Here is a 12,449-nt window from a genome sequence, read left to right as displayed (position 1 = left end):
GGCCGTGGTGCTGTTCGGCTGCGATTTTTCCAGCGCGCCGACGGCACGCAAGCCGATCGTGGTGGCTGCCGGTGAACTCGCCGATGGCAATCGCGTCGTGCTGGCTGGCCTGCAGCGCTTCTCGACGCTCGGGGCATGGGGCGAATGGCTGTGCGCCACGCCCGCGTGGACCGGCGGTTTCGACTTTCCATTCAGCCTGCCGCGCGAACTTGTTGAGCATCTGGGATGGCCGGTGCAGTGGGAGCCGTTGATGGCCCATTACGCCAGCCTGAGCCGCGCCGAAATCCGCGAGACCTTCGCCGCATTCTGTGCAGCGCGTCCCGTCGGCGGCAAGTTCGCGCACCGTGCGACCGATGGGCCCGCAGGTTCAAGCCCGTCGATGAAGTGGGTCAATCCGCCGGTGGCCTACATGCTCCACGCAGGCGTGCCACACCTGCTGGCGGCCGGTGCACGCATTCCCGGCCTGCACGCCGGCCCTGGCGCGGACCGCATTGCGCTGGAGGCCTATCCCGGCCTGCTGGCGCGCGAACTCATCGGGCGCCGCAGCTACAAGAGCGACGAGTTGCCGAAGCAGACGCCCGAACGGCTCGCCGCACGCACCGACCTGCTGGCCGCGCTCGAAGCCGGCACCACGCGCCTCGGCCTGCGGCTTGGCGTCACCGCGCCGCAGCGCGCCGAACTGCTGGGCGATGCCCGCGGCGACGACATCGACGCGGTGCTGTGCCTCGTGCAGGCGGCCTGGGCCCTGCAGCACGTGCAAAGCCCCGGGCACGGCCATGGCCTGCCGCGGGATTTCGATCCGCTTGAAGGATGGATCGTCACCGCCTGAGCCTCGTTGTCCTACACCGCTTCGGGCTTCCGTCGGCGTTCGCGGCCGTCGGCCAAAGCCTAGATTGAAATCGGCGGGTCGTTTCGGCCCGCGCATTTCATCACCCGATCAGGAAGGAAACGACATGAACAAGGACCAATTGGCAGGCCGCGTAGAAGAAGCCAAGGGCAAGCTGAAGGAAGCGGCCGGCAAGGCCATCGGCAACGAAAAGCTCGAAGGCAAAGGCATTGCCGAACAGGCCGCCGGCAAGGTGCAGAAGACCTACGGCGACGTCAAGGAGCGGGCCAAGGACGCCATCAAGTCGGGCGCCGACAAGCTGTGACGCCCATTTCCCGTGCGCAATCGAGCGACGGACAGGAGGATTTCCATATGAACAAACACACTACCCCCATCACCATGCCGCATTCGCGCGTGTGGCTCGCCGTGCTCGTGGCCGGAGCTGCGCTGGCGCTGGCCGGCTGCGACAAATCCGACAACCGCACGGCGGGCGAGAAGCTCGACAGTGCGGTGAGCAAGACCGAGAAGGCCGCCGATACCGCGGCGGCCAAGACCGGCGAGGCCGTCAGGGATGCCAAGGCCAAGGTCGAGTCGTCCAGCACCACGACCGAGGTGAAGGAAGGCATGGCCAATGCCAAGCAAGCCGCCAAGGACGCCGGTGCCGCAATGAGCGCGACGATGGACGATGCCGCCATCACGGCCTCCGTGTCCGCAGGCCTGGCCAAGGACCCGGACCTCAGTGCGATCAAGATCGACGTCGACACGAAGGGCGGCGCCGTGAGCCTGAAGGGACCCGCACCCACCGCTGCGGCCAAGGCGCGCGCCGAGGAGATCGCCAAGGGCGTGCGGGGCGTGACGTCGGTGAACAATCAGCTCGAAGTGAAGGGCTGATCGCCACCGTGCGCCAGGCGCAAAAATGAAGAAGCCCGGTCTCTGCCGGGCTTTTTCTTTGGCGAGAGCCTTCCAGGCCCTCGGCTCGATGGCTCAATGGCCGAGCCAGTCCTTCAGCTCGTCGGCATGCTCTTCTTCCTCCGAGAGGATGTCCTCGAGCATGCGGCGCGTGGTCGGGTCCTTGTCGCCAATCAGGGTGATCATCTGGCGGTACGCCTCCACCGCGATGCGTTCGGCGATGAGATTGGCGCGCACCATCGATTGCAGGTCGGTCGACTCGTCGTAGGCCGCATGGCTGCGGTCCAGCAGGTGGCTGGGTGCGAAGTCGGGCTCGCCGCCCAGTTGCACGATGCGCTCGGCGATGCGGTCGGCGTGTGCCGATTCGGCGTTGGCATGCACGAGGAACTCGTCTGCAATGGCGGGCGACTCCACGCCGTTGGCGGTGAAGTAGTGGCGCTTGTAGCGCAGCACGCAGACCAGCTCGGTGGCGAGTGCGTCGTTCAGCAGCTTGACGACGTCGTCGCGCCAGGGGCCATAGCTGGGCGTGACGGCGCCTTCGTCGAGACTGTTGCGCGCGGCGTCCAGGCCGCCCTGGTCCAGCACCAGGTGCTTGTGCTCGGCCGCCTTGGAGGATGAGGAAACATCGACTTTCATGGAGGGTCCTTTCGTGGGAGGCTTGTGGTCTTGCGCATCAAGGTGTTGACGAGGTCGGCCACGTCGGATGTCTTCAGTACCGCTGCAAGCACCGCCGTGGTCGACAACAGGCGCCACGGCTTCACGAGTACCAGCACCGCGCCTGTGGCCGCGGCCGCGGCCATCAGCTTGGCCGGCTCCTTGCGAGCGTAGTGCTCGAGCAGCGGGCGTGCCAGTTGGCCGACCGCGTGCGCCGGATGCCGGCGCCACCAGCGTTCCACCAGCCCGCGGCCCATCGAGAGCCACACGTTGGTTCGCCCCCGCCGCGGGTTTTGCAGCTGTCGGTTGCGGCGCGGCGCGGCGGCCGATGGGTCGTCGAACGCGTATTCCAGTTCGTCCTCGGGCTCGCGGTCGCGTTCCGCCCGGAGTTGTACGTCGTCGTTCGCGGCATCCGCATCGCCGTTCAGCTGCCGCACCAGCGCGCGGCGCGAGAGGGCCAGGCGCTGCTGCGGGGTGAGGGGGGAGCGTTCATCGCTGTTCATGGGCAGCTCCGGCGTCGCGCAAGGCCTGCAGGTCGGCACCGAGCTGCGAGCGCAGATCGTCGAAACCGTAGCTCGGAACGGACTTCGTCGCGTACCACGTACAGATGGCCGCTATCACCAGCGCCACGCCCGGCACGGCCACGAGCACCCAGTGAAAGCTGCCGTGCATCACGCCCAGCAGCACGGCTACCCCTGTCAGTCCAAGGGTCAGCGCGGCGCAGGCCGCAGCGAGCACGCCTGCGACGATGCGGGCGACGAGGCCGCGCCCCGCCTGCGCGGATTCCTGGCGCACGAGGGCGGCATAGTTGGCAAGGTGTTCAGCGACCAGTTCCGGATGCCCGAGCACCGTGGAGAAAATCGGATGAAGCATGGTGCCGGGATGGGTGGAGCGAAAAAAGTCGGCGGATCAGTAGTCGTCCCGGCTGCGGCGGCTGGCCAGCACGATGAGCGCCGTGATGGCGGCGCCGGCGGCCGCGGCCAGAAGCACCGAGCGCACCGGCTGGTCGGAGATGTAGCGGCCCGTGACGTCGGCAGCCTGTTCGAGTCGGCGCTGCGCACGTGCGCTGGTGGTGGACGCGGCGTCCAGCCCGCGCTGAACGGCCTGCTGCACGCGGGCAGCCAACTGCTCGACGGCGGGTTCGGCATCGCGTTGCAGGTCGCGGACCTTTTCGCCCGCCGCATTCACCGCGTTCTGTGCATAGGCGCGGGTCGTTTCGACCGCTTCGCGCGCGGTCTGGCGGGCGTCGTCGGCGAGTTGCGAGGGAGTCTTGGTCGTCGTGTTCATGTGAAAGTCCTTTCCGGAAAAATGAAATGCGCAAGCCTGTTGATCGTAACGACGCTACTTGCGTCGTAGCAAGCCGGCAAGGAAGCTCGCAATCGCGAGGATCGCGAAGATCACGAAAAGGATCTTGGCAATGCCGACCGCGCTGGCGGCGATGCCACCGAACCCGAACAGGGCCGCGATCAACGCGATGACCAGAAACACCACGGCGTAATGCAACATGCGGAACTCCTTCGAGGCTGCCCTCGTTGTGTTGTAAGCGGCGCATGCCGGACCCCGCAAAGGAAGTACCGGATGGCACAGGTGCAACCTTAAGTGGGGGACTGCCGCCGACCTGTCAGCGGCCGGGGGCGGGGTGCGTAGGAGATGGCCGAGTCGCCATGCGCCGATGTGTGAAGGAGTACCGCTGTCCGGCGTCTCAAACGGGTTTGACGATGGGCAGCATGGCGCTCAGCCGCGTGCCCCTGCCCGGCGTCGACGACACCGTGAGCTTGCCGCGCGCCGCCTCCACCCGATGCCGCATGCCCGCGAGGCCGTGCGTCGACGGCCGCATGCGCTGCGTGTCGAAGCCCTTGCCGTTGTCCGCCACTTCCACGATCACGTGGTTTTCATAGTTCTTCAGCACGATGGTGGCTTCGCTGGCCTCGGCGTACTTGCCGATGTTGGTGAGGCTCTCCTGCACCATGCGGTAGATGGTGAGCTGGCGCGATTCATCCATGATCACCGGCTCCAGCACCATCTCGATCTGCAGGCCCGAGCGCTCCCCGAATTCGCGCCCCAGGATCTCCAGCGATGCGACCAGCCCCAGGTTCGAGAGCGACGACGGCCGCAGGTCTTCGATGATGCGGCGCTTGAGCGCGATGCCGCTGTTGAGCAGCTCGGTCAGATGCTGCAGCCGCTGGGTGGCGTCGGGCGCGTCCGTCAGCCGCGACTTCAGCCGCGCCACGTCCAGCTTGGCGGCGGTGAGCAGCGAGCCCAGTTCGTCGTGCAGCTCGCGCGCGAGGTAGCCGCGCTCGGTTTCGCGCACATCCTGCAGATGGGTAGCCAGTTCGGCCAGCGAGGCGGTGCGTTCGAGCACTTCGTCTTCCAGCGCATTGCGCTCGCGCTGCAGGGCCTCCTGCTGGCGTTCGCCGATGGAGCGCAGCGCATGCGTCTGGCGCAGGTACAGGAAGAAGGCGATCAGCGCCGCCAGCGCCACGATGGCGGTGCCGATGCGCGCCAGCTGAAGCGAGCGCAGCACCTGCTGCTGGCTTCGCTGCAGGGTAGTGTTGCTGGCCTTCACCAGTTCGCTCGCTGTCGTGCGGATGGCGTCCATCTCCTCGCGGCCGACATCGGTCGTGATGACGAATTTCCAGGCGTCGTCCTTGCCGTCCTGGCGCAGCCGCACGCTCATGTCCATCTCGGCCACCTTGCGCAGCACGTGCTTCGACAGTTCGGCCTGCTGGGTGAGTTCGGCCGGCCTGGCGGCGTACAGCCGGCGCAGCGTGGCGAGATGGCCGTCGACCTGCTTGACCGCGTCGTCGTAGGGCTTTCGGTAGCTCGCCTCGCCGGTCAGCAGGTACCCTCGCTGGCCGGTTTCGGCATCCAGCATGTTCTGCAGGATCTGGTTGAGCGTTCCGCGCACCTGCTGCGCCTCGTCGATGTCGGCCAGGGCGCGGCTCGACTGCCGGTAGCCGGCCTCGTTGATGCCGACGAGGGCCAGTGCAGCCAGCGCCGCGAGCAGCAGGCTCACGGCCATTCGTGGAGGGGCTAACCAGTGCATGAAACTTTCAAGGTCGCTTGACGCGCAAGTTCGTGAATAATTGATAACAATCAGGGACCGGTATGTTGCGACCCGCATGCCCGCAACACAACGACGAAAGTAACAGATGATCAAAATCGGAATTGTGGACGACCACGCCATCGTGCGATCGGGCCTCCGGCAGTTCTTCTCCGAGCACGTGGACCTGCGCGTGGCGGGTGAAGCGGCCAGCGGGCGCGAAGCCATCGAACTGGTGCGCACCACGGAGCTGGACGTGCTGGTCATGGATCTTTCGATGCCTGGGCAGAGCGGAATTGACGCGCTCGCGATGATCCGCGCCAAGGCGCCCGATGTGGGCATCCTGATCCTCAGCGGCTACCCTGAAGAGCACTACGCGATGAACCTGATCCGGCAGGGCGCGAGCGGCTACCTGAACAAGGAATGCGATCCCATCGAGATCGTCAACGCCATCCGCACCATCTCGCTGGGCCGGCGGTACATCACGCCCGCCGTGGCCGAACTGCTGGCCCGCCAGCTCGACCGCAAGGACGACGCCGCGCCGCACGAGCAACTCTCGGAGCGCGAGTTCCAGGTGTTCCTGAAGCTCGCCAAGGGCGAGACCGCCGGCGACATCGCCAAGACGCTGTCGCTGTCGGTGAAGACCGTGAGCACCTACCGCACGCGCCTGATGGAGAAGATGAATCTCTCCTCCAACAGCGACCTCACGTACTACGCACTGAAGAACAAGCTGATCGATTGAGATCGGCCGCCGAGCGGGGAAGGAGCCCCATGCAGCGGCTCCTTCTTCAGCCTGTTCCGGACGAGGAATGCAGCGCCTTGGCCTGCCCGATGCAGAAGTCGACCAGCCCGTCGATTTCGTTCGACTTGTCGAACACCGCATCGACCCCGAACTCGGCGCAACGCCGCCTGATGTCGGGCGTCGCATAGTTGCTGAGAACCACCACCTTCTGCACGGGCTTGCGCGACTGGCAGGCCTGGAGCACCCCAAGGCCGCTGCCTTGCTTGAGAAAGAGATCGACGATGACGAGGTCCCACTCGCCATCGTGGCCGAGCAGCCACGCGCGGGCGCCGCTTTCGGTCTCGGCAAAGCCAACCACCGTGGTGCAGGTAAGTTCTTCCAGCGTACCAATGAGGTTTTCACGGATCGTGAGGTTGTCTTCGACCACGTAGGTCTGCAATCTGGAATGCATGCCGAACCGCGCTTCCTCTGAGGTTTGCAGGCGCATTCGCGACGCCGCCGCATGAACGCCTGCATATGGACTTTGGAACGCTGCGTGCATCCATCATGCAAGCTTCGGCGGGTGGCTCTTGTAGGCGGGTTCCGACGCGTGGAGGCGCCGGTTCTGCAACGCGCTTTCGTAGGCGGCGCCTCACGGTTTTTGCGGCCCGTTGCCGACCCGGGCGACGCGATCCATGAAGTGACAATGACCCATGGCAACGAACATCCTTCGCAACCGCCCGGTCTGGCAGAAGCTGCTCGCAGGCGTCGTGCTGCTGTTCGCGGCGTTGCTCATCGCACTCATTTTCTTTCCCTGGGACATGTTGCGAGGACCGGTCAACCGCTATGTCAGCGAGCAGACCGGGCGCAAGTTCGAGATCACGCGGCGGCTCGATGTCGGCCTTGGCTGGGGGCAAGCGACGGTCAAGCTGGACGGCATCGAGTTTGCCAATCCCTCGTGGGCGCGCGACCCGTACCTGGTCAAGGCGGACCGCGCCGAGTTCGACATCCGCGTCTGGCCGCTGATCAGGAGCAAGGTCGTCATTCCGCGGCTGTTGCTGTTTTCGCCCACGCTCGGGTTGCAGATGGAAGCCGACGGACGCCGAACCTGGGCGCTCGGCAAGGACACCTCCGACCCCGGCACGGTGCCCGACATCGGTCTCATCCAGGTCGATACCGGCGTGGTCGACTTCCTTGCCAAGCACCTGGGCGTCGACCTGCACGCCGACCTGAGCTACGACAGCAGCCGCGGCGAAATGCCGCTCGACTACCGCATCAAGGGCCGCTACAAGGGCCAACCGCTGACGGCCAGCGGACGCACCGGCAACGTGCTGCAGATCAATGCCGCGGGTGCGCCGCCGTTCCCGATGGAAATCAACGCGGCCGCCGGCCAGACCCAGCTGAAGGCCGCCGGCACCGTGGCCGAGCTGTCGGGGCTCGACGGCATCGATGCCAAGTTCGAGATCAAGGGCCAGACGCTGGGCGCGCTGTACCCGCTGCTCGGCATCGCGCTGCCGCAGACTTCGCCCTATGTCCTGAGCGGCAAGCTGGGCAAGCGCGGCAAGCTGTGGCAGGCCACCGGCCTCAACGGCAGGCTGGGGCTGTCCGACATCGCCGGCGACATGCGCTTCGACCAAGCCGGCCAGTTGCCGTACCTGGCGGGCGAGTTGCGGTCGCGCGTGATGGACATGGACGACCTCGGCCCGTTGATCGGCCTGCAACCCACGGCGCGCACTGCCAACGCCGTGGAAGGCGTTGCCCCGCCCCCGACCATCACGCAGGTCAGGCGCCCGGGCGGCAAGGTGCTCCCCGCGACCCCGCTTGACTTCGAGCGCGTGCGCGCAATGAACGCCGACGTGAAGTACACGGCCGACCGCATCCGCAACGTGCGCGACATTCCGCTCGAGCGCGGCAGCGTGCAGGTCAAGCTGGCCAACGGCGTGCTCACGCTCGATCCGCTCGACCTCGGCATGGCTGGCGGCAGGCTCGCCGGCGCGATCCGCATCGATGCCTCGAAGAACCCGGCGGACATCCGCGCCTCGCTCGACTTACGGGCGATGCAGCTGGCCCGCCTCTTTCCCAAGCTCGAAACGACGGGCAACAGCGTGGGGCGGCTGGACGGGCGCATCAACCTGTCGGGCTCCGGCAGTACCGTGGCCAACTGGCTCGGGGGCGTGTCGGGCGACGTGGCGGTCATGTCGGGGCGCGGCCAGTTCGGCAACCTGCTGCCGGTGTTCGCGACGCTGGTGGGCGGCGACATCATCAAGTTCGTGCTGCGCGGCGACCGCAACGTCGAACTGCGCTGCGCGGCGTTGGCCTTCGACGTGAACAAGGGACTGATGACGGGGCGCACGATGATGGTGGACACGACCAACGCCGTGTTCATCGCCACCGGCCAGGCCAACCTGGCAACCGAGGGGCTCGACTTCGTGATCCACCCGGAACCCAAGAGCAAGAACATCCTGTCGATCCGCACGCCGCTGGTATTGAATGGCACCTTCGGAGCGCCGAAGGGCGGCCTGCAGGCGGGGCCGCTGGCGGGACGCAGCCTGGCCGCGCTGGCGCTGGGCGCCGTCAATCCGCTGCTGGCACTGGCCGCGACCGTCGAAACCGGTCCGGGCGCGGATTCCGATTGCAAGGGCGTGCTGGCTCAGGCAAACATCCCCGCGGCTGGGGCGCCCGCCAAGGGGGCAGCCCGCGCGAAGGGCGCAAAGCAGCCTTAGACGACGCCGTGGGCGGGCTGGGCGGAGCGCTGCGCGCAGACGCTGCAGTGCGGGTCGCGCGCCACGCGCAGCGTGTCGAATGAGGTGCTGCGCCCGTCGAACATCAGCAGCCTGCCCGCCAGCGACGGGCCGATGCCGGCCAGCAGCTTCAGCGCTTCGCTGGCCTGCAGCGTGCCGATGGTCCCGACCACGGGGCCGAACACACCCAGGACGGCACAGCGCGTTTCCTCGAAGGCCGCATCGGGCGGGAACAGGCAGGCGTAGCAGGGCGAGGCGGCGTCTCGCGTGTCGTAGACGCTCAACTGCCCGTCGAAGCGGATCGCCGCACCGGCCACCAGCGGCCTGCCATGAGCCACGCAGGCGCGGTTGACGGCGTGCCGCGTGGCAAAGTTGTCGCTGCAGTCGACCACCACGTCAGCCTCGGCCACCAGGCGCGACAGCAGCGTCTCCTCGGCGCGCAGGGCGTGGGTTTCGATGGCAATGTCGGGGTTGATGTCGCGCATGGCCTGCGCGGCCGATTCGACCTTGGCGAGGCCCACCCGCGAATGGGTGTGGGCAACCTGGCGCTGAAGATTGGTGAGATCGACTTCGTCGTCGTCGACCAGCGCGATGTGGCCGACGCCTGCTGCCGCAAGGTACAGGGCAACCGGCGAGCCCAGCCCGCCGGCACCTATGACAAGAACTCGCCCGGCACTGACGCGCGCCTGCCCGTCGATGCCGAACTCCTCCAGAAGGATGTGGCGCGAGTAGCGCAGCAGATCGCTATCTTCCATGCGCCGCCCGGCTCAGTTCTCTTTCTTTTCTTCCTTGTTGTCGACGATGACCTGCGTCTTGCTCACGAGCACCGGCTGGCCCTTCAGGCGGTTGAGCGCCTGCACCAGCGGGAAGTCCTTGTCGGTGCCGAATTCGGGCACCTTGCGGTCCTGCGGCGGCTTCTTGGCTTCTTCCTCGAGGCGCTTGCGGGCTTCGTCGCGGGCCTTTTCGCGTTCCGGGTCCTTGACTTCGGGGCCCTGGCCGCTGGCCAGGTGCTTCTCGAGGTCGGCTTCGCGCATGCGCAGGGCGGCAAACGGGCTGCCTTCGGCGCTTTCGTCGATCAGCACGTTGGGCACGATGCCCTTGGCCTGGATCGAGGTGCCGCTCGGCGTGTAGTAGCGCGCCGTGGTGATCTTCAGGCCGGTGTCGGGGCCCAGCGGGCGCACCGTCTGCACCGAGCCCTTGCCGAAGGTCTGGCTGCCCATGACGGTTGCGCGCTTGTGGTCCTGCAGCGCGCCGGCCACGATTTCGCTGGCCGAGGCCGAGCCTTCGTTCACCAGCACCACCAGCGGCACGTTCTTCAGCGCGGCCGGCAGGCTGCGCAGCGGGTCGCTTCCGGAGCGGCGCTGGTAGAACTCCGGCGCCGCCTTGTAGACCGACTTGCTTTCGGCCAGCTGGCCGTCGGTGGTGACCACCGTGACGTTCTCGGGCAGGAAGGCCGACGACACCGCCACCGCCGCGTCGAGCAGGCCGCCCGGGTCGTTGCGCAGGTCGAGCACCAGGCCCTTGAGGTTCGGATCTTCCTTGTACATCTCGTCGATCTTCTTCACGAAGTCGTCGACGGTGCGTTCCTGGAACTGCGACAGGCGGATCCAGCCGTAGCCGGGCTCCATGATCTTGCCGCGGACCGATTGCGTGCGGATTTCCTCGCGCGTGATCGTGACCGGGAAGGTGCGGCTTTCGTCCTTGCGGAAGATGGTCAGCAGCACCTTGGTGTTGGCTTCGCCGCGCATGCGCTTGACCGCCTCGTTCAGCGACAGGCCGCGTACGGCGGTGTCGTCGATCTTGGTGATCAGGTCGTTGGGCTTCAGTCCGGCGCGGAAGGCCGGGGAGCCTTCGATGGGCGAGACGACCTTGATCAGGCCGTCTTCCTGCGAAATCTCGATGCCCACCCCGACGAAGCGGCCGGTGGTGCCCTCGCGGAATTCCTTGAAGGACTTCTTGTCGAAGTACTGGGAATGCGGGTCGAGGCCCGCGACCATGCCCGAAATGGCGTCGGAGATGAGCTTTTTCTCGTCGACCGGCTCGACGTAGTCGCTCTTGACCATGCCGAAGACGGCAGCGAGCTGCTGCAATTCCTCGAGCGGCAGCGGCGCAAGCGATCCGCGTGCGACGGTCTGCAACGAGACGGTGGTCAGGACGCCGGCAACGGCGCCGGCGGCGACCCAGCCGGTGATCTTCAGTTTCTGGCCCATCATGAGTGGTTGTCCTTGTCGGCGGCTGTCAAACCAATATACACAGCTTGGAAGCAAATTGCCTGCCGGGGTTCCACGTAGGGCCCGGCAGAAAAGGGTTTCTTCAGCCTTTACCTTGCGAGGCCACCGCGGCGGCGGCCTTTTCGGCGGCCGCGGCATCGCCCAGGTAGTAGTGGCGCATGGGCTTGAGGTCGTCGTCGAGCTCGTAGACCAGCGGGATGCCGTTCGGGATGTTCAGGCCGACGATGGCGTCGTCGGAGATGCCGTCGAGGTATTTCACCAGCGCCCGGATCGAGTTGCCGTGGGCCGCGACGACCAGCCGGCGCCCGGTGCGGATGGCCGGCGCCATCGATTCGTTCCAGAACGGCAGCACGCGCGCCACCGTGTCCTTCAGGCACTCGGTCAGCGGGATCTGCTCGGGCGACAGCTTGGCGTAGCGCACGTCGCTGCGCTCGCTGCGCGGGTCGTCGGCTTCCAGCGGCGGGGGCGGGGTGTTGTAGCTGCGGCGCCAGACCAGCACCTGCTCGTCGCCGTACCTCTTGGCGGTTTCGGCCTTGTTCAGGCCCTGCAGGCCGCCATAGTGGCGCTCGTTCAGGCGCCAGGAATGGACCACCGGCAGCCATGTGCGGTCGAGCTCGTCGAGCGTGTGCCACAGGGTGCGGGTGGCGCGCTTCAGGACGCTGGTGTAGGCGACGTCGAAGTCGTAACCTTCTGCCTTGAGCAGCCGGCCGGCCTGCTTGGCCTGCTCGACGCCGGTTTCCGTCAGGTCGACGTCGGTCCATCCGGTGAAGCGGTTTTCGAGATTCCAGGTCGATTCGCCGTGACGGATCAATACCAGTTTGTGCATGTGGGAGGCCTTTGGCTGCGCTTGCGAAACCTCGCATTCTAAAATCCCCGGTTTGCCATTCAAGGAACCCCCGTGAAATTGATCGAATTCGTCACCGCGAACTGGATGCTGATCCTGATCGCGCTCAGCTCCGGCGCCATGCTGGCCTGGCCGCTGGTACGGGGTGCGGGCGGCGGAACGCTCACGGCCCAGGGCGCCGTGCAGCTCATCAACCGCGAGCGCGCGGTGCTGGTCGACGTGCGCGAACCGGAAGAATTCGCCACTGGCCACATGATCGGCGCCAAGAACGTGCCTCTGAACCAGCTCGAGGAAAAGCTGACGGGCGCGGTCAAGAACAAGACCGTGCCGCTGCTGCTGGTATGCGCCACCGGCACCCGCGCCCAGCGTGCCGTGGCCATGGCCAGGAAGCTGGGCTACGAGCAGGCCCAAGCGGTGGCCGGCGGGCTCAAAGCCTGGAAAGACGCTAACCTGCCGGTTGAAAAAGCCTGAGTCTTCCCA

16 protein-coding genes are annotated in these 12,449 nt (G+C 66.6%); 6 read left to right on the top strand and 10 right to left on the bottom strand.

The features are described 5' to 3' along the window. Positions 1 to 4: 4 nt before the first annotated feature. The 3 genes from ASD05_RS15655 to ASD05_RS15645 all read left to right on the top strand — a co-directional run bounded on the left by ASD05_RS15655 (position 5) and on the right by ASD05_RS15645 (position 1,717). Entirely contained in the window at positions 5 to 829 is an 825-nt protein-coding gene (locus ASD05_RS15655; RefSeq protein WP_056593959.1) for a DUF429 domain-containing protein, read from the top strand. Between the two features lie 124 nt (positions 830 to 953). Further along, entirely contained in the window at positions 954 to 1,151 is a 198-nt protein-coding gene (locus ASD05_RS15650) for a CsbD family protein (protein ID WP_056593958.1), read from the top strand. A gap of 47 nt (positions 1,152 to 1,198) precedes the next feature. After that, positions 1,199 to 1,717, top strand: coding sequence for a BON domain-containing protein (locus ASD05_RS15645; protein WP_056593955.1), 519 nt, complete (start codon positions 1,199 to 1,201; stop codon positions 1,715 to 1,717). 93 nt (positions 1,718 to 1,810) lie between these two features. Here ASD05_RS15645 and ASD05_RS15640 read toward each other — a convergent pair whose 3' ends face one another. The 6 genes from ASD05_RS15640 to ASD05_RS15620 form a co-directional block, all read right to left on the bottom strand. Further along, a complete protein-coding gene (locus ASD05_RS15640) occupies positions 1,811 to 2,371 on the bottom strand; it encodes a ferritin-like domain-containing protein (protein ID WP_056593947.1) in 561 nt (186 codons plus the stop codon). Then, positions 2,368 to 2,892 carry a hypothetical protein gene (locus tag ASD05_RS15635; RefSeq protein ID WP_056593944.1) on the bottom strand — a complete coding sequence of 175 codons (525 nt, stop codon included), beginning with the start codon at positions 2,890 to 2,892 and terminating at the stop codon, positions 2,368 to 2,370. Before ASD05_RS15635 ends, ASD05_RS15640 begins: the two co-directional genes overlap by 4 nt. Continuing rightward, positions 2,879 to 3,262 (bottom strand): phage holin family protein, encoded by a 384-nt coding sequence (locus ASD05_RS15630; RefSeq protein WP_056593941.1) that lies wholly within the window; start codon positions 3,260 to 3,262, stop codon positions 2,879 to 2,881. The genes ASD05_RS15635 and ASD05_RS15630 overlap by 14 nt, the downstream gene beginning before the upstream one ends. A gap of 36 nt (positions 3,263 to 3,298) precedes the next feature. Further along, positions 3,299 to 3,676, bottom strand: coding sequence for a hypothetical protein (locus tag ASD05_RS15625; protein WP_007837164.1), 378 nt, complete (start codon positions 3,674 to 3,676; stop codon positions 3,299 to 3,301). Between the two features lie 54 nt (positions 3,677 to 3,730). Then, positions 3,731 to 3,895, bottom strand: coding sequence for a DUF1328 domain-containing protein (locus ASD05_RS29525; protein WP_007837165.1), 165 nt, complete (start codon positions 3,893 to 3,895; stop codon positions 3,731 to 3,733). Positions 3,896 to 4,091: 196 nt separating this feature from the next. Beyond that, entirely contained in the window at positions 4,092 to 5,411 is a 1,320-nt protein-coding gene (locus ASD05_RS15620) for a CHASE3 domain-containing protein (RefSeq protein ID WP_056593937.1), read from the bottom strand. A gap of 130 nt (positions 5,412 to 5,541) precedes the next feature. On the opposite strand from ASD05_RS15620, the gene ASD05_RS15615 reads away from it, so the two are divergent. Next, a complete protein-coding gene (locus ASD05_RS15615; RefSeq protein ID WP_007837167.1) occupies positions 5,542 to 6,174 on the top strand; it encodes a response regulator transcription factor in 633 nt (210 codons plus the stop codon). 46 nt (positions 6,175 to 6,220) lie between these two features. Here the strand turns inward: ASD05_RS15615 and ASD05_RS15610 are convergent, their stop codons facing one another. Beyond that, on the bottom strand, positions 6,221 to 6,661 hold the full coding sequence (locus ASD05_RS15610; RefSeq protein ID WP_235507974.1) for a response regulator: 441 nt from the start codon (positions 6,659 to 6,661) through the stop codon (positions 6,221 to 6,223). A 205-nt stretch (positions 6,662 to 6,866) separates the two neighbouring features. Here ASD05_RS15610 and ASD05_RS15605 point away from each other — a divergent pair, with 205 nt between their 5' ends. Continuing rightward, positions 6,867 to 8,876 (top strand): AsmA family protein, encoded by a 2,010-nt coding sequence (locus tag ASD05_RS15605; RefSeq protein ID WP_056593934.1) that lies wholly within the window; start codon positions 6,867 to 6,869, stop codon positions 8,874 to 8,876. On the opposite strand, the gene ASD05_RS15600 is transcribed toward ASD05_RS15605, so the two are convergent. The 3 genes from ASD05_RS15600 to gpmA form a co-directional block, all read right to left on the bottom strand. Beyond that, entirely contained in the window at positions 8,873 to 9,649 is a 777-nt protein-coding gene (locus ASD05_RS15600; protein WP_056593931.1) for a HesA/MoeB/ThiF family protein, read from the bottom strand. The genes ASD05_RS15605 and ASD05_RS15600 overlap by 4 nt on opposite strands. Before the next feature lie 12 nt (positions 9,650 to 9,661). Beyond that, positions 9,662 to 11,104 carry a S41 family peptidase gene (locus ASD05_RS15595; RefSeq protein ID WP_056594506.1) on the bottom strand — a complete coding sequence of 481 codons (1,443 nt, stop codon included), beginning with the start codon at positions 11,102 to 11,104 and terminating at the stop codon, positions 9,662 to 9,664. Positions 11,105 to 11,207: 103 nt separating this feature from the next. After that, positions 11,208 to 11,951: a 2,3-diphosphoglycerate-dependent phosphoglycerate mutase gene (gpmA, locus tag ASD05_RS15590; protein WP_056593927.1), complete on the bottom strand. Its 744-nt coding sequence runs from the start codon at positions 11,949 to 11,951 to the stop codon at positions 11,208 to 11,210. Between the two features lie 72 nt (positions 11,952 to 12,023). Between gpmA and ASD05_RS15585 the strand changes: the two genes are divergently transcribed. Then, positions 12,024 to 12,440, top strand: coding sequence for a rhodanese-like domain-containing protein (locus ASD05_RS15585; RefSeq protein ID WP_007837177.1), 417 nt, complete (start codon positions 12,024 to 12,026; stop codon positions 12,438 to 12,440). Positions 12,441 to 12,449: the final 9 nt, after the last annotated feature.

The sequence above is a fragment of the Variovorax sp. Root434 genome, from assembly GCF_001426595.1.
Taxonomy (GTDB): Bacteria; Pseudomonadota; Gammaproteobacteria; order Burkholderiales; family Burkholderiaceae_C; genus Variovorax.
The sequence above is the reverse complement of the archived record's forward strand: the minus strand, read 5'-3'. Positions and strand labels throughout refer to the sequence as shown.